Source organism: Streptomyces sp. NBC_01390, from assembly GCF_045040105.1.
Classification (GTDB): Bacteria; Actinomycetota; Actinomycetes; order Streptomycetales; family Streptomycetaceae; genus Streptomyces.
Genome location: NZ_CP109551.1, coordinates 251,592 through 268,043 on the forward strand (window position 1 = coordinate 251,592; position 16,452 = coordinate 268,043).

General features: G+C 69.6%; 15 protein-coding genes. 8 read left to right on the plus strand and 7 right to left on the minus strand.

The annotated features are described in order from the left end of the window. Positions 1-45 precede the first annotated feature (45 nt). Positions 46-1,731, plus strand: a complete 1,686-nt coding sequence (locus tag OG241_RS00870) for a ribonuclease J (protein ID WP_405812838.1) — start codon at positions 46-48, stop codon at positions 1,729-1,731. Positions 1,732-1,957: 226 nt separating this feature from the next. Continuing rightward, complete coding sequence (locus tag OG241_RS00875; RefSeq protein ID WP_405812840.1) at positions 1,958-3,583, plus strand: hypothetical protein; 1,626 nt, start codon at positions 1,958-1,960, stop codon at positions 3,581-3,583. 38 nt (positions 3,584-3,621) lie between these two features. Here OG241_RS00875 and OG241_RS00880 read toward each other — a convergent pair whose 3' ends face one another. The 3 genes from OG241_RS00880 to OG241_RS00890 all read right to left on the minus strand — a co-directional run bounded on the left by OG241_RS00880 (position 3,622) and on the right by OG241_RS00890 (position 5,694). Continuing rightward, positions 3,622-4,293 carry an HAD family hydrolase gene (locus tag OG241_RS00880; protein ID WP_405812842.1) on the minus strand — a complete coding sequence of 224 codons (672 nt, stop codon included), beginning with the start codon at positions 4,291-4,293 and terminating at the stop codon, positions 3,622-3,624. A 19-nt stretch (positions 4,294-4,312) separates the two neighbouring features. Next, positions 4,313-5,278, minus strand: a complete 966-nt coding sequence (locus OG241_RS00885) for an LLM class F420-dependent oxidoreductase (protein WP_405812844.1) — start codon at positions 5,276-5,278, stop codon at positions 4,313-4,315. A gap of 71 nt (positions 5,279-5,349) precedes the next feature. Beyond that, positions 5,350-5,694, minus strand: coding sequence for a hypothetical protein (locus tag OG241_RS00890; protein ID WP_405812846.1), 345 nt, complete (start codon positions 5,692-5,694; stop codon positions 5,350-5,352). A gap of 168 nt (positions 5,695-5,862) precedes the next feature. Here OG241_RS00890 and OG241_RS00895 point away from each other — a divergent pair, with 168 nt between their 5' ends. Continuing rightward, positions 5,863-6,624, plus strand: a complete 762-nt coding sequence (locus OG241_RS00895) for a ZIP family metal transporter (RefSeq protein WP_405812848.1) — start codon at positions 5,863-5,865, stop codon at positions 6,622-6,624. A gap of 26 nt (positions 6,625-6,650) precedes the next feature. Here the strand turns inward: OG241_RS00895 and OG241_RS00900 are convergent, their stop codons facing one another. After that, positions 6,651-8,150 carry an MFS transporter gene (locus OG241_RS00900; RefSeq protein WP_405812850.1) on the minus strand — a complete coding sequence of 500 codons (1,500 nt, stop codon included), beginning with the start codon at positions 8,148-8,150 and terminating at the stop codon, positions 6,651-6,653. A gap of 158 nt (positions 8,151-8,308) precedes the next feature. On the opposite strand from OG241_RS00900, the gene OG241_RS00905 reads away from it, so the two are divergent. Then, positions 8,309-10,225, plus strand: a complete 1,917-nt coding sequence (locus OG241_RS00905; RefSeq protein WP_405812852.1) for an SMI1/KNR4 family protein — start codon at positions 8,309-8,311, stop codon at positions 10,223-10,225. Between the two features lie 51 nt (positions 10,226-10,276). Here the strand turns inward: OG241_RS00905 and OG241_RS00910 are convergent, their stop codons facing one another. Then, entirely contained in the window at positions 10,277-10,708 is a 432-nt protein-coding gene (locus OG241_RS00910; protein ID WP_405812854.1) for a MarR family winged helix-turn-helix transcriptional regulator, read from the minus strand. A 64-nt stretch (positions 10,709-10,772) separates the two neighbouring features. Between OG241_RS00910 and OG241_RS00915 the strand changes: the two genes are divergently transcribed. Further along, on the plus strand, positions 10,773-11,534 hold the full coding sequence (locus tag OG241_RS00915; protein WP_405812856.1) for an alpha/beta fold hydrolase: 762 nt from the start codon (positions 10,773-10,775) through the stop codon (positions 11,532-11,534). Between the two features lie 35 nt (positions 11,535-11,569). Here the strand turns inward: OG241_RS00915 and OG241_RS00920 are convergent, their stop codons facing one another. Next, positions 11,570-12,649 carry an endonuclease/exonuclease/phosphatase family protein gene (locus OG241_RS00920; protein ID WP_405812858.1) on the minus strand — a complete coding sequence of 360 codons (1,080 nt, stop codon included), beginning with the start codon at positions 12,647-12,649 and terminating at the stop codon, positions 11,570-11,572. Between the two features lie 86 nt (positions 12,650-12,735). On the opposite strand from OG241_RS00920, the gene OG241_RS00925 reads away from it, so the two are divergent. Beyond that, on the plus strand, positions 12,736-13,437 hold the full coding sequence (locus OG241_RS00925; protein WP_405812860.1) for a response regulator transcription factor: 702 nt from the start codon (positions 12,736-12,738) through the stop codon (positions 13,435-13,437). 10 nt (positions 13,438-13,447) lie between these two features. Beyond that, positions 13,448-14,560: a sensor histidine kinase gene (locus tag OG241_RS00930; protein ID WP_405812862.1), complete on the plus strand. Its 1,113-nt coding sequence runs from the start codon at positions 13,448-13,450 to the stop codon at positions 14,558-14,560. Between the two features lie 85 nt (positions 14,561-14,645). Here OG241_RS00930 and OG241_RS00935 read toward each other — a convergent pair whose 3' ends face one another. Continuing rightward, positions 14,646-15,284 carry a nucleotidyltransferase domain-containing protein gene (locus OG241_RS00935; RefSeq protein WP_405812864.1) on the minus strand — a complete coding sequence of 213 codons (639 nt, stop codon included), beginning with the start codon at positions 15,282-15,284 and terminating at the stop codon, positions 14,646-14,648. Between the two features lie 125 nt (positions 15,285-15,409). Between OG241_RS00935 and denD the strand changes: the two genes are divergently transcribed. Beyond that, positions 15,410-16,432 carry a D-erythronate dehydrogenase gene (gene denD, locus OG241_RS00940; RefSeq protein WP_405812866.1) on the plus strand — a complete coding sequence of 341 codons (1,023 nt, stop codon included), beginning with the start codon at positions 15,410-15,412 and terminating at the stop codon, positions 16,430-16,432. Positions 16,433-16,452: the final 20 nt, after the last annotated feature.

Below are 16,452 nucleotides of genomic sequence, written 5' to 3' on the forward strand. Positions count from 1 at the left end.
CGGGCAATGGATCAACCCGTCTCCGTCTCCAGGTACCGTCAGGGTATGAGTCATCCGCATCCCGACCTGAAAGCCGCCCCGCCCCTTCCCGAGGGAGGGCTGCGGGTCATTGCCCTGGGCGGCCTGGGTGAGATCGGCCGCAACATGACCGTCTTCGAGCACGCCGGCAAACTGCTCATCGTCGACTGTGGCGTGCTGTTCCCCGAGGAGACCCAGCCCGGCGTGGACGTGATCCTGCCGGACTTCACCTCGATCCGGGACCGGCTGGACGACATCGTGGCCATCGTGCTCACCCACGGCCACGAGGACCACATCGGCGGCGTACCGTACCTGCTGCGTGAGCGGTCCGACATCCCCGTCGTCGGTTCCAAGCTGACGCTGGCGTTCCTGGAGGCCAAGCTCAAGGAACACGGCATCCGGCAGCGCGCGGTGCGCGTGCGCGAGGGCGACCGGCGTGGTTTCGGGCCCTTCAACTGCGAGTTCGTTGCGGTCAACCACTCCATCCCGGACAGTCTCGCGGTCGCGATCCGCACCCGCGCCGGGATGGTGCTGCACACCGGCGACTTCAAGATGGACCAGTTCCCGCTCGACGAGCGCATCACCGACCTGCGTGCCTTCGCCCGCCTCGGCGAGGAGGGCGTCGACCTGTTCCTCACCGACTCCACCAACGCCGAGGTACCCGGCTTCACCACCTCCGAGCGTGAACTGAACCCGGCGATCGAGCAGGTGATGCGCACCGCGCCGCGCCGGGTCATCGTCTCCAGCTTCGCCAGCCATGTGCACCGCATCCAGCAGGTCCTGGACGCCGCCCACCAGCACGGCCGCAAGGTCGCCTTCGTCGGCCGCTCCATGGTCCGCAACATGGGCATCGCCCGTGACCTCGGCTATCTGAAGGTGCCGTCCGGTCTGGTCGTGAGCACGAAGGAGCTGGAGAAGCTCCCGGACCACAAGATCACGCTGGTGTGCACCGGCTCCCAGGGCGAACCGATGGCCGCGCTGTCACGCATGGCCAACCGCGACCACATGATCCGCATCGGCAAGGGCGACACCGTCCTGCTCGCCAGCTCCCTCATCCCCGGCAACGAGAACGCCATCTACCGGGTGATCAACGGACTCACCCGTTGGGGCGCCCACGTGGTCCACAAGGGCAACGCCAAGGTGCATGTCTCCGGACACGCGAGCGCCGGTGAACTCGTCTACTGCTACAACATCGTCAAACCCCGCAACGTCATGCCCGTGCACGGCGAATGGCGCCACCTCCGGGCCAACGGTGACCTCGCCATCCGTACGGGTGTCGATCCCGAGCGGGTCGTCATCGCCGAGGACGGGGTCGTCGTCGACCTCGTCGACGGGCGTGCCTCCATCACCGGCAAGGTGCCCGCGGGCAACGTCTATGTGGACGGCATGGAAGTCGGCGGCGCCACCGAAGCCTCCCTCAAGGACCGTCTGACCCTCGCCGAGGAGGGCGTCGTCACGGTCGTGGCCATCGTGGACGCCGACACCGGCGCCCTGGCCGAAACCCCCGACTTCCTGGCCCGCGGGTTCGTCCACGACGACACCACCTTCGAGTCCGTCATCCCGGTCATCGAGAAGACACTGGCCACCGCGGCCCAAGAAGGTATCGGGGACGCACACCAGCTCGAAAAGCTCATCGCCCGCGCTGTGGCGAACTGGGCCTTCCGCACCCACCGCCGCAAACCCCTCATCATCCCCGTCATCATCGACGCCTGAGCCACAACCCGTCAGAACGATCCCCGGTTCCGGTCGCAGCCGGAACCGGGGACACACCAGGGACACCTCCGGGCCGGCACCGATCGGCATCCGTTTCGTGCGGCCGTCCGTGCGGCCGACACGCGCACTCCGGTCAGAAACTTCCTTTACTGGGACTGATCGTCCGCTATCCCCGATGATGGGGACTGCCTGAGGCAACGGATCAAGGAACTCTGGGAGTACGCACATGGCAGTGGAGGCCGGCACTCAGCAGGACGAGCGCGTCGCGGGGCGGGTGTGGACGGTACGTCTGGACCCGGACGGCCGCCCTGCCGCCGGCGCGGTCCGGCTCTCCTGCTCCCGCCAGACCTGCGCCGACCAACGCCTTCCCGGCGGCGCCGCCACGGGACGCAAGGCCGCCGTCGAACACATCAACATGCACCTGGCCCACGTCCGCGCGGGCGGCGGGCCACGCGCCGAGGCATGGTGCGCCTGCCGCGCCGCCGACTGCGCCTGGCACACCCCCGACCCCACCGCCGTCACGCGCGGCGGGGCACGGCCGACGCCGACGCCGGGACCGGGGCGGTGCGGAGGGCCGGTGGTCCTGACGGTGTACGCGGACCGGGCGGGGAGGCTGTGGCGGGTTGCGGAAACGTGCGCCCGGTGCGCGGCCACCACTCCCGACTGCCGTGTCCTGGACACCGCGCCACCCCCGACCCGCACCACCCCGGCCCGGCGGCAGGACCCGGCGGCACCAAAGCCGGCCGGCGGCACGACGGAAGACCGCGTGGCGGCGCTCTTCTCCGACCACGCCCCCTCCCCCACGACCGGTACCGCCTCCGCACCGGCCGCCACACCCGCGTCGGTGCCCCCTGCCCGCGCAGCCTCACCGCGCGGGCCGGCCCGACGGCCTAAGCGGTGGGGGAAGATCGCGCAGCGGATCGTGCCGCAGGACCTCGAACCCGATGTCCTTCGGATGGAACTCATCGATCTCGGGGACGAGTTCCGCGCATACCAGCAGCGCCCCGAGCCGGACCTCGCCGTCCTCGCCGAACTCCACGAGCGCAAGGCCCGCGCCTTCGCTCTGTGGGCCGATGTGAGTGGCGACGATTCCCTGCGCCTGGAGGCGCACCGGGCCGAGACGGCCGCGCAGACCACCCGGGAGATGCACGCCAACCGCGGCGGCCCGCCCGTCGACGGCCAACCGGTCGTGGAACGGCTGCTGACCCGGCAACAGGCCGTGCACGCACGTTCCGTGCTGGACCATGTGGCCACCCACTGCCCGCTTCCCGAGGCCGAGGCACGCCTGGCCGTGCTGATGCTCACCCTCCGGTCCGCGCGCGCCGGCACCGGGAACGTCACCGGCCAGGACCTCACCGGCTGGCTGCCGAACGACGCCGAAGACGTGCTTCAGCGGCTGGTCGAGGCCGACTGGATGATCCTGCCCGGCACCGTCGCCGAAGTGATGGCCTCCCGGTCCGAGAACCCCGCCGCGGTCACCGTCCCCTCGCTGCTGCCCGAGCAGGCCCGTCCGTTCACCTTCGGCAAGACCACCCGCGCGAAGCTGTCCGGCTGGGCCCAGAAGATCGTGGGTGACCGAAAGATCCGCAAGAAGAAGCTGGGCGCCGCCACCCGGCTGCTGGCCCTGTACGCCGCTGCCCACACCCGCCCCGACGGCCGCCTCGGAGACGCCGAGGACGACGGAATCAATCTGGACCAGGTCGCCGTGTTCACCGCCCTGACGCCCGAACAGGTCGCCGAACACGCCCAACTGCTGGTCACCGCCGACTGGTTCACCGAAGCCGACACCGCCGAAGGAAAATTGCGCGGACAACTGGCCGAGCGTGTGCTGCCGCTGGGAGGACTGCTGTAGGTCGCCGTTCGCTGATCTCGTACAACCCCAGGGTCAGTTCACTCCAGGTCGGCGAAGACACCCACGTCCAGGTGGCCTAGGAGATCGGCGGGATCCCGGTACACGGCACTCGCGCCGGCCGCCTCCAGGTCGGCGCGCGGGATCCCGCCGGACAGCACCGCCACGGGGGCCACCCCGTCCCGTACTGCGGACTTCATGTCCCACACGGTGTCGCCGACGAACACGGCCCGTTCACTCGGCACCCCGGCCAGTTCCCTGGCCAGCCGGACGGGGTCGGGGGCGGGTTTGCCCTCGGCCACGTCGTCCGCACTGGCCGCTCCGAGAATGACGTCGTCCGCGCCGATGGCCCGTCGCAGCGCGGTGAGTTCCGCCCCGCCCGCCGAGGTCGCCAGGACGACTCCCCAGCCCCGCTCGGCCAGGGCGCGCAACAGGTCGCCCGCCCCGTCCAGTGCCGGCAGCCGCTCGAAGTACGTGGCGTACAGGGCGTGGTGGGCCGCGACGAGCTGCTCGTCCTCGTCGGGGTCGCGGTCGTCGCCGAGCACATGGGCCAGCAGATCGCCGCCGCTGAGGCCCACGGCACGGTGGATCTCCCGCATGGGGACGCCATGGCCCGCCTGGCGGAACGCCTCCCACCAGGTGACGACGTGCAGGTGATTGGTGTCGACCAGCGTCCCGTCGACGTCGAAGATCGCAGCGCGTTTCGTGGTCATCCCGGGTGACCTCGCCCTCTCACAGTTCACGCAGGGCCGGCAGCAACTTCCGCTCGGCCCACTCGACATACGGTTCCTGGTGGTCGCCGCCGATCTGGACCAGGGCGACCTCGGTGAACCCCGCGTCGACATAGGGGCGTACGGCCTCGACGACGGCGTCCACGTCGTCCCCGCAGGGAATGGACCGGGCCACGTCCTCAGGCCGTACGAACTGGGTGGCGCCCTCGAACGCGGTAGGTCCGGGCAGTTCGGAGTTGACCGGCCAGCCGCCGCCGAACCAGCGGAACTGGTCGTGGGCGCGGGCGATCGCCGCGTCACGGTCGGTGTCGTAACAGATCGGCAGCTGGCCGACTTTGGGCTTTCCCGCGCCGCCGTGCCGGTCGAACGCGGAGATCAGGTCCGGCTTGGGCTCGGTGGCGATCACCAGGTCGGCGAGACGGCCGGCGAGTTCGCACGAGTGGTCGCCCGAGACGGCGACACCGATCGGCGGGGGCGCGTCGGGCAGATCCCACAAGGTGGCGTTCTCTACGTCGAAGTGGTCACCGTGGTGGTTGACGTTCTCCCCCGCGAAGAGCGAGCGGATGATCTCCACCGCCTCTTCCAGCCTTTCCAGCCGGACCTGCAGGGCCGGCCAACCGCCGCCCACCACATGCTCGTTGAGGTTCTCCCCGGAGCCGAGTCCCAGGCGGAACCGCCCCTGCGAGAGGAGTTGCACGGTGGCGGCCTTCTGGGCGACGACCGCCGGGTGGTATCGGGTCGTCGGGCAGGTCACGTAGGTCATCAGGGGAATGCGTTCGGTGGCCTGCGCGGCGGCGCCGAGCACGGTCCACGCGTAGGGGGCGTGTCCCTGGGACTTCAGCCAGGGGAAGTAGTGGTCGGACGTGACCGAGAAGTCGAAACCGGCGCGTTCGGCGCCGACCACATGGCCGACGAGCTCGCGCGGGCCGGCCTGCTCGGTCATCATCGTGTACCCGATCTGCACCATGCCGCTCTTCTCCTCGTGGGTCGACTACGCGATTCCGGTCTCCTGGCTCGTCACTCGTCACTCGTCATTCATCACCTCTTCGTACCGAGGCGCAGGTCGACCTCCTTCTCCTGGTCTCCGGACGCCGTGCCCCGCTCCTGCACGTCGAACGCGGCGCTCAGCGCCTCGCGGAGTCGGTCCACGGCCAGGTAGCCGCCCTGGATCGTGGCGGCGACCGAACCCTCCAGCGGGGTGGGCCCGGTCGGAATCCACTCCTGGGTGGGCTCGAACTCCGCCGTCCACACGGCGGAGCGATCGCCCGGCCGGCCCTGAGGCACGTCCTCGGCGGGACGGTCGGTGGGAAATGCCGTGCGCAGCACCTCGAAGACGGTGGCGGAGTCCTCTTTGGACGCTCCGGTGAGAGACACGGTGGCCATCGGGGTTGTCCTCCTTCGGGTAGGGGTGGTGCGAGGTCCGCGTACCCCGGTGGCCGGCGACGATGCGGGCGATCTCGCTCCCCGGAGGCCGGTCAGCGGTTACTGCATGCGAGGCCCTCGCCCGACCGCACCGGTTGATCGCCGGCCGCGGCGGGTAGGCGGGTCGGCATGGCTGACGGCGTACAGGCTGGACTATGGGGGCTGGTGGCGGGCTCGGCCCTGCTGCTCGGTGCCGCGCTGGGGTACGGGCTACGGGTGCCGCAGAAGGTGATCGCGACCGTGATGGCCTTCGGGGCCGGCGTGCTGATCTCAGCGGTGTCCTTCGAACTGGTCGAGGAGGCGTACAAGCAGGCAGGGCTCGCGCCCGCGGTCGTCGGCACCCTCATCGGCGCCTTCGCCTACACCGGGGGCAACGTGTGGCTGGCCCGGCGTGGAGCGCGCCACCGCAAACGCTCCGGTAACCATCGGGCACAGGCACAGCCTTCGGAGGCCGAGCAGGGGGGCTCCGGGACCGCGCTCGCACTCGGCGCGCTGCTCGACGGTGTGCCGGAGTCCGCGGTCATCGGCGTCAGCCTGCTGGACAGAGGCACGGTCAGCCTGGTGACAGTGGCGGCGGTGTTCATCAGCAACGTTCCCGAGGGACTGTCCAGTTCCGCGGGGATGAAGAAGGCCGGCCGTACCAAGGGATACGTCTTCGGTGTCTGGGCGACGATCGCCGCGGCAAGCACGGTGTCGGCCGTCCTCGGTTACACGGTGGTCGGTTCCTTCTCCCCCACCGTGATCGCCGCGGTGACCGCGGTGGCGGCCGGGGCGATCCTCGCCATGATCGCCGACACGATGATCCCCGAAGCGTTCGACGAGGCCCATATGGCCATCGGCCTGATCACCGTCAGCGGCTTCCTCGTCTCCTTCGCTCTCTCCCACACCTGACTCTGCGGCCCCCGGATCACCGGCTCCTACGTCACCTTGCTCCTGACCTTGGCCGAGGCGGACGCCACCGCCGACAGAGGTTTGGCGATGTCCTCCAGCGAACGGCGTTCGGCGTTCACCGCGAGGAACGCGGCGACGATCCCGGCCGCGCACATCAGACCGGCGCCGATCCGGAAGGCGAGCACCGTGTCCCCGACCACGCCCGACGCGGTGAGGTCGGCGAAGACCAGGGGGCCGGTGATGCCACCGGCGGCGGTGCCGATGGCGTAGAAGAAGGCGATGGACATGGCCCGCGTCTCCATCGGGAAGATCTCGGAGACCGTCAGGTAGGCGCTGGAGGCGCCCGCCGAGGCGAAGAACAGCACCGCGCACCAGCAGGCCGTCAGGGTGGTCGCGGTAAGCGCCCCCCGGTCGAACAGCCGGGCCGTGCCGAACAGCAGCACTCCGGAGAGCAGGTACGTCGAGGAGATCATCACCCGGCGACCCACCGTGTCGAACAGCTTGCCGAGCAGCAGCGGGCCGAAGAAGTTGCCGACCGCGATCACGGCGAAGTAGTAGCCCGTGTTGCCGCTCGGGACGTCGAAGAACGTCGTGAGGATCGCGCCGAAGCCGAAGGTGATCGCGTTGTAGAGGAACGCCTGGCCGATGAAGAGGGAGAAGCCGAGCACACTGCGCTTGCGGTAGGTCGCGAAGACCGTGCGGGCGATCTCGCCGAAGCCCACCGTTCTGTGCTGCTGGATGGTGATCTCGTTCTCGGGTTCGGGAAGCGGTTCGCCCTTCTCGGACTCGATCTTCCGCTCGATGGAGGAGACGATCTCCTCCGCCTCCCGTTCCCTGCCGTGGATCAGCAGCCAGCGTGGACTCTCGGGGACGTGCCGTCGTACGACGAGGATGACCAGGCCGAGAACCACGCCGAGGGCGAAGGTCAGCCGCCAGCCCACGTCGGCGGCCAGGAGGTCGGTGTTCAGCGCGACGATCGACAGCAGGGAGCCGCCGACCGCGCCGATCCAGAAGCTGCCGTTGATGATGAGGTCGACCCGGCCGCGGTAGAACGACGGGATGAGTTCGTCGATCGCGGAGTTGATGGCCGCGTACTCGCCGCCGATGCCGAAGCCGGTGAGGAAGCGGAACGCGAAGAACCACCAGGTCGAGAAGGACACCGCGGTCAGCGCGGTGGCGACCAGATAGACCGCCAGAGTGATCATGAACAGCTTCTTGCGGCCGAATCGGTCGGTCATGCGGCCCCAGAAGAGGGCGCCGACACAGGCGCCGGCCACGTACAGGGCGGCGGCGAGACCGGTGACCTGCCCGGAGGTGATCGGCAGGCCGCTGCCGGGCTCCGAGAGCCGGGACGAGATGTTGCCGACGACCGTGACCTCCAGGCCGTCGAGGATCCATACGGTGCCGAGACCGATCACGATCGTCCAGTGCCAGCGTGACCACGGGAGGCGGTCGAGGCGGGCAGGGATTGAGCTGGTGATGGTGCGGCCGGATCCGGCCGAAGCGCTGGCGCTGGCGCTGGACATGGGCTCCCTCCTCGAACCTCGTCGAACCTCGGTGAACGAACCACCTTCGTGTGCCCCTGCCCTCTGGTTCTACGCCCGGGCGTGGATCGGGAGGTCTCGCCTCACCTGGTGACCCTCGCCCTGCATCAATGTCAGTGGTGGGTGGCAGCATCGGGCGCATGACTGACACCACGGCGTTCGACTGGCGGTCCTTCCTGCTCAGATGGAGCGGGGAGTGGGCGCATAATCTGCCTCGCCGGGAGGCACGGGGCGAGGACGACGAGGTCGCGCGGCGGGCGGGCTGGCTGGGGTTCCCGGCCGCCTCCGAGGAGCGGATCGCAGCCATGGAGGAGCGCCTCGGCCGCCGGATGCCCCCGTCCTACCGGGAATTCCTCAAGATCAGCGACGGATGGCGGCACGCGGGCGGCTTCGTGTGGCTGCTGGCCGGGACCGAGGGCGCGCGCTGGCACAACGACGAGTCGGGGCTCGCGGACATGTTCGAGGAGTACCTGGACGAGGACGCCGGGCCCGAGGAGCGGCAGGAGGTGGACCTCTGGCGGCGCGGGCTGCAGCTCGACGTCGAGGCCGACGCCATCTACGTACTCCTGGATCCCGAGGACGTGGACGAAGACGGTGAGTGGGCCGTGTACACCTGGGCGAGCTGGCGGGCCTCGGCGCCCAAGCGGTACGCGAACTTCCTTGAGTTCATGCAGGACATGCACCGGGAGTTCCACAGCCTGCGAGCGGGCCGGAGCGACGGGGAGGCCGTGTTCGCCAACGACACGACGCGAATGCTTGACGCGCTGGTGGAGGAGGCCCGGCTGGAGGCGCTGCGCGGCGGCTGGGAGCACGCCGTGAAGACGCTTGACGAGGCCAAGGCGTACGGCAGACCACGGGCCGCGGGGCTCGGCGACCAGATACGCCGCCTGCTCGGCCAGACCTACATGGTGTACTTCGACGGCCTGCTGACGGACCCGCGGTACGCCCCCGAACTCCTGCCACCGCTGGTCGCCGAGCACGCGGTGCACTCGTACCGGGACGACTCCACGTTGATGTTCCACCTGCGGGGCGCCGATGACGACCTGGTGTCCCTGGCTCACGCGATGTTGGATCAGGTGCGGAACGGCACGTATCGGTACTCGGCGGCCGGACCGTTCGGGGAAGCGGTCGAGCGGGCGCGGCAGCTGGCGCGGTGGGGAGACACCGACGGGGCCTGGCGGACACTGACTGACGCTCTGCCTCTGTGGGAGCCGCTGGGCCCGGACCATTTGGCGCCGCTGGGATGGGTGGCCGACCCCCTGCTGGGGCAGCTGCTGACCCCGGAGCGGGGACGGGAGCTGCTGTCAACGCCGAGGGACGGGCAGGCGGGTGAGGCGCCGACGCCGACAGCGGGGCTGGACCCGGGCGGCCTGGCATGGCTCGCGGACCCGAATCCGGGCAACAACCGCACGTCCTACCGGTTCGTCCTGGTGGAGGGGGTGGAGCCGGAGGAGTTGCCCGGACGTCTCGCCGACAGGGACGGGAGCGGGGGTGGAGGTAGGGACGGCACTGTGCTGGAGAAGCCCATGACCGCGTGGGAGGCGCACCAGAGTTCGCTGCACGACAAGAGGGAGTTCTCGTCCTTCGACGACAGGGCGCTCATGGCGGTCGGCCGGGCCGGTCCCGGCTGGAGTTTCGCGTTCGACGGCGAGCCCGCCCCGTTCGACCGGCAGCGGTTCGTCTCCCCGGCCACGGCCGCCAGCGAGGGCACCCGTGCGGTGGCGGTGTGGAGCGGGCTGAGGGCTTGGCACGGGGAGCCGTTCTTCCACCTGTCAGTGGCACAGGACGGCATCGAGCAGTACGCGTTCACGTATGCGGGCGGAGAGATCAGGCAGAGCGGAGAGATACCGCAGGCGCTGGATGCGAGCCGGTTCTTCGAGGCCCTGGAGGACGGAGCCTCGGCGGAACGGTCGTTGCTGGAAGCGGTGGCCGGGCAGTTCGGTGCGTCGCTGCCGCGGCGAGCCATCGCGAGCGCGCGGTTGCACACCTTCACCACCCGGTCGTGGACCCGGCCACCGAGGGACGGTGAGGCGTATGCGGTGATCCGCATGGGATGAGAGGGCCGAGGCCTGCCGGACCAGCGAAGGACCAATGAGAACCAGCGAGAACTACCGACCCCTTTCGCCCTCGGGCCGCTCCTCGATCTTCCGGAGTAGTCCCAGCAGCGTCTCTCGTTCCGTCTCCTCCAAGGCCTCAAAGCACTCCGCGAGCACCGAGTTCGTCACCTCGTGGCCCGCTTTCAGGACCCGCTCGCCATCGGGAGTGAGGTGATGCTCGAATCGCCGGCCATGTCCTGGGCGCCGGTCCACCAGCCCCTGCGCCACCAGCCGTCCGGCGAGCGTGCCGAACGCCTGCTCACTCTGGAACGTCGCCGCCGCCAGTTCCCGCGCGCTGGCGCCGGGCGTCCGGCTGATGGCGCGGAGCGCGTCCCACTGCGCGAGCGTGCTGCCGATCGACGCGAGGCGACTGTCGAGCGTCCGGTGTTGGCGGTACTGGGCGGCCTTCACGGCCCTCCCGAGGATCTGCAGTTCAACGGCCATGCCCACCAGGCTAACACGGCAACTAAACTTGCTTATATAAATATCCTTAGTTAGAGTCCTGGTCATGACTTCAGAACTGACACTCACCGAGTCCGGCCCCGCCGCCGGCCGCCCCGTTCTCGTCCTGCACGGCGGTGGCGGCCCCGCCACCGTCGCCCCGATCGCCGAACACCTCGCCAGGACCGCCCATACCCTGCTGCCCACTCACCCGGGCTGGAACGGCACCCTCAGGCCCGACCACTTCACCACCGTGACAGACCTCGCCCACGCCTACCTGCGTCTGCTGCGCGAGCGCCACCTGTCCGACGTTCTGGTCATCGGCTCCTCCCTCGGCGGCTGGATCGGCGCAGAGCTCGCCGTGGCCGACACGGAGGGCCTGATCAGCGGGCTCGTTCTGCTGAACTCGGTCGGCATCGAGGTCGAGGGTGAACCGCTCCGGGACTTCTTCACCCTCGACGCACGGGGCATCGCCGAGTACGCCTACCACGACTCCGAGCGGTTCTACGTCGACCCGGCGACCGTCCCGGCCGAGCGGCTCGCCGTCGTCCAGGGCAACATGGCGGCCCTGCGCGTCTTCTCCGGCGGCCCGGCCATGAACGACCCGACACTCCGCACCCGCCTCGCGGCCGTCACCGCCCCCGCCCTCGTTCTGTGGGGCGAGAGCGACCGCATCGCGACCCCGGCCTATGGCAAGGAGTACGCCGCGTCGTTCGCCGACGCCCGTTTCGAAGTCGTGGCGGAAGCAGGCCACTTGCCCCATCTCGAACAGCCGGCGCGCACCTTCGCCCTGCTCGATGACTTCGCCGCCGGGACCGCTCGCCGCTGATGAGTGTCCGAAGGGCGGTGCGATGCTGCCGGAGTTCACCAGCTGATGGCGGCAGCCACCGGTAGGTGGTCGCTTCCGGTGGCAGGCAGCACCCGGGAGCTCACCGGCTCCACGCCCCGCACCAGGATCTGGTCGATCCGCGCCACCGGGAACTTCGCCGGCCAGGTGAAGCCGAAGCCGTCCCCGGCCGCGTCCTGGGCCGAGTGCAGCTGCGAGGTGATGCCGGCGAACGCACGGTCGTCCAGAGTGCCGTTCAGGTCACCGAGCAGCACCACCCGCTTGTTCCGCTCCGCGGCGACGGCCTTACCCAGCGCCTGCGCGTTCCTGTCCCGCGAGTCCGTCCAGAAGCCCGCCCTGGGATTCACGCGCACGGACCCCAGGTGAGCCACGTAGACCGCCAGCGGCCCGTGGTCCGTGGCCACGGTGGCCCGTAGCGCCCGGTTGTAGGTCAACTTCACGTCAGCCGGTTTGGTGGCCCCCAGCGGCCCGTAGTCCATCTCCGTATCGACCGGTTCGATGTCCGACAGCGGCAGCTTGCTCCACAGCCCGACCGTGCCCTGAATCGTGTGGTAGCGGTACGTCTTCGCCAACTCCTTCTCGTACCTGCCCCTCGCCTGCTGGGCAAGCTCCTCCAGTGCCAGCACGTCCGCACCGGAGCCGGCGAGTTCACGGGCCGTGCCGACCGGGTCCGGGTTGTCGGCGCCGACGTTGTGGCTGGCCACAGTGAGGTCGCCGCCCGGATGGGACTTGTCACTGAGCAGGCCGCCGAACAGGTTCAGCCACACCGTGACCGGCAGCAGCAGCGCGGCCACCACGGCGGCGGAGCGGCGCAGGAGCGCCCCGACGAGCAGTAACGGGACGAACAGTCCGAACCATGGCAGGAAGGTCTCCACCAGGCTGCCCACGTTCATGATCTGGTTCGGGATCATCGCGTGCAGCAGCATCAGCAGACCGAGCAGCAGAGCCAGCGCCGCGAGCACCGGCCCGCGTTTCCAGGGCTCCGGCCTGGAGACGACGCGGATCGCCCGGCGGATGCCCGCGCCCCGGACACCGGAGTCGGGAACCCGTTCGTTGCGGCGGGTCGCTGGTCGTGCCAACGGTGGGGTTCGAGTCATACCGCCAGTCAAGGCAGCCCGATGTCGCAGGCGCGTATCCGGTTTTCGATACACCGACCATAGGCCTCGGCTCGTAGCCTCGGAGGATGCGTGTGCTGATCGTCGAGGACGAGCCCTATCTGGCAGAAGCCGTCCGCGACGGCCTGCGACTGGCAGCGATCGCGGCCGATGTCGCGAGTGACGGTGACACCGCTCTGGAACTGCTGAGCGTCAACGCCTACGACATAGCCGTCCTCGACCGCGACATCCCCGGACCGTCCGGAGACGACATCGCCGAGCACATCGTGGCCTCCGGAAGCGGTATGCCGATCCTCATGCTCACCGCTGCCGACCGGCTCGACGACAAGGCCTCCGGGTTCGCGCTCGGCGCCGACGACTACCTCACAAAACCGTTCGACCTGCAGGAGCTCGTTCTCAGGCTCAGAGCACTCGACCGCAGGCGCGCGCACAACCGGCCACCTGTGCGGGAGATCGCGGGCCTGCGACTGGATCCGTTCCGCCGCGAGGTCTACCGGGACGGCCGCTACGTCGCGCTGACCAGGAAGCAGTTCGCCGTGCTCGAAGTGCTCGTCGCCGCCGAAGGCGGTGTCGTCAGCGCCGAAGACCTGCTGGAACGCGCATGGGACGAGAACGCCGACCCGTTCACCAACGCCGTGCGCATCACCGTCTCGGCACTGCGCAAACGGCTCGGCGCACCCTGGATCATCGCCACCGTGCCAGGCGTCGGCTACCGCATCGACACACACCCACAGCCACAGTCCGGACAGGAGGGAGGCGAACGTGGATAGGGCACCCGGGTTGAGTGTTCGCGTCAGACTCACCCTCAGCTACGCGGGGTTCCTCATGTTCGCCGGTGTCCTGCTGCTCGCCGCGGTGTGGTGGTTCCTCCTGCGTTACGTTCCCAACCGGGCGATGCTCATCAACCCCGATGACAGGCCCACGAACGGTGTCTTTCCCATCCGCTCCGCCCTCCTGGGCGTCTTCGCTCCGAGGGCTGCCGCGGTACTGGCGTTCCTGCTTGTTTTCGGTCTCCTGGGAGGGTGGATCCTCGCCGGCCGCATGCTCGCCCCGCTGACCCGCATCACGGATGCCACCCGCATGGCCACGCACGGATCGCTCTCACACCGAATCCGGCTGCCGGGCCGCAAGGACGAGTTCCGTGAGCTGGCCGACTCCTTCGACGTGATGCTCGCGCGGCTCGAAGCGCACGTCGCCGAACAGCGGAGGTTCGCGGCCAACGCCTCCCATGAGCTGCGCACCCCGCTTGCCGTCTCGAAGACGCTTCTCGAGCTGGCCCGCGCCGACCCCGACCACGACACCCGCGAGACCATCGACCGCCTGCACACCGTCAACACCCGCGCGATCGCCCTCACCGAGGCCCTGCTCCTGCTCAGCCGCGCCAACCAGCGGTCCTTCGCCGCGGAACCCGTCGACCTGTCCCTCCTCGCGGAAGAGGCCACGGAAACCCTGCTCCCGCTCGCGGAAAAGCACGGCATCACCATCGAGACCGACGGCGAGCTCACCCCCACGTCCGGATCGCCGACCCTGCTGCTGCAGCTGACCACGAACCTCGTGCACAACGCAATCGTCCACAACCTGCCTGACGAGGGCAGCGTGTGGGTGAACACCGGCGTCCGCCGCAACAGCGTGGTACTCACGGTCGAGAACACCGGCGAGAACATCTCCCCCCAGCTCGCATCCACACTCACCGAACCGTTCCAGCGCGGCTCCGATCGCGTACACACCGGCCACGCGGGCGTCGGTCTCGGCCTGGCAATCGTCAGCACCATCGCCCAGGCGCACAACGGAACACTCACCCTCACCCCACGTGCTTCCGGCGGGCTTCGCATCACCGTAGAACTGCCCGCGACATCGCGTGCACTGGCAGCGGGCGAAGATACAGAGCACTGACAGGCGACCCTCCCCGCCGATCCCCGCGACCCGGACTCCGACGGCCCACCGCCGCTCTCGTCCTCCCGGGGCACGGCCGGCGCCGCTATCGCACCAGCTCCGGCAGCCACGGATGCCCGGGGTGCACGCGCTCCAGCCACCCGGCAAGGACGACCCGCCGCGCCCGGCCCAGCAGCGGCAACACACTGTCGAAGTCAGCCTGGTCCTTGGACCGCGGTGCCTTCGCTTTGAACAGGAGCACCAATTCCGGCGCCAGATAGGGGATCCCGTCCTCCGTCCTCTCGACGATCGCGTCGTACGGCAGCCGCAGTCCCTCGTCGCGTCGGCAGATCCAAGTCCCGCCCTCGTGCGGCTCACGGAAGACGTCCAGCAGAAACCGACCGCTCGCCGGGTCCCGCAACCACGTCTGGTGCGTGGCTGCCAGCGTCTCGGGGCCCGCCTCCGCCCAGACGCGCCCCGAGCCCACCGCGTCGAACACGCCCTCGGGGAAGCGGTTCTGGATCTCGGGGAAGCTCGCTGCGGGCACCGCGATCTCCACGTCGCCGTGCGGTCGCGACTGCCTCCCCCGGAACAGGTCCAGGGCCCACCCCGCCGCGATGCACCAGGGCGCCGCGACCCCTTCCAACCGCTCCGCGACCTGTTCCGGCCGCCACGCGTCCGCCCACCGGGCATGCAGTTCGTCCGCACCGAGCACAACACCACCGGCCGGCAAGGATTCGGTCACCGGCACAACCTACTGCGGCAGCCGTTCACGAGCGGGGCTCAACGGGTGAAACAGGCTGCGCACACAGCCCCTGTGCCTGTACGAACGAGAGGCCCGCCGACTCAAGAACTGCCGAGGAGACACGTATGAGGATCGTCATCACCGGTGGCTTCGGCTTCCTGGGACAACAGGTCGCCCACACCCTGCTCAGGCGGCGGACCCTGTGCGGTGCTCCCATCGACCGCCTGGTGCTCGCCGACCGGATCGTTCCCGCCGGGTCGCCTTTGACAGCCGACCCGTTGGTGGAGGTCGTACAGGGCGACCTGAGCGAGCACCTCGACGAGATTTTCGTACAGCCGGTGGACACCCTGATCCACCTGGCTTCGGCGGTCTCCGCCGAGTGCGAGGCCGACTTCGACCTCGGTATGAGCGCCAACCTCGACACCACCCGCGCGCTGCTCGACGCCGCCCGCGCACAGTCGGCCACCGGCGGGCCGATGCCCCGGCTGGTGTTCTCCAGCGGCATCGCGGTCTATGGTTCCGATCCCGCGCTGCCGCTGCCGCCCGTGGTCAGCGAGTCGACGCTGCCGACGCCCGAGTCCAGCTACGGAACGCAGAAGCGGATCTGCGAGCAGTTGATCGCCGAGTACACCCGCCGGGGCTTCGTCGAGGGACGCGTGGCACGCCTGGTGACCGTGTCGGTGCGGGCGGGGAAACCGAACGCGGCTGCCTCCGGCTTCCTGTCCGGCATCATCCGCGAACCGCTCGCGGGCCTTCCCGCGACCTGCCCGGTCAGCCCCGATCTACGAGTTGCCCTGGCCTCGCCGCGGCGTACCGTCGAGGGCATCCTCCGTATGACCGAGGCCGAGCGCGGGCCGGGCGGGTTGGCGGGCGCACTTCCGGTCAATCTGCCGGCGCTCACGGTCACGGTCGCCGACATGCTGGACACGCTGCGCCGGGTGGCGGGCGACGCCGTCGCCGACCTGGTGACGGTCGCCCCCGACCCCGCCGTCGAGGCCATCGTCGGCTCATGGCCGGCCGACTTCGACAACACACGTGCCACGGCACTCGGTCTCCGGCCCGACGAGAGCTTCGAGTCGGTCGTACGCGCCTACATCGAGGACCATCCTGAGGCCGTCGCGGTCGAAACGACCGGACTTGACGGGTGAACAGACGCGCGCGTTCGGCA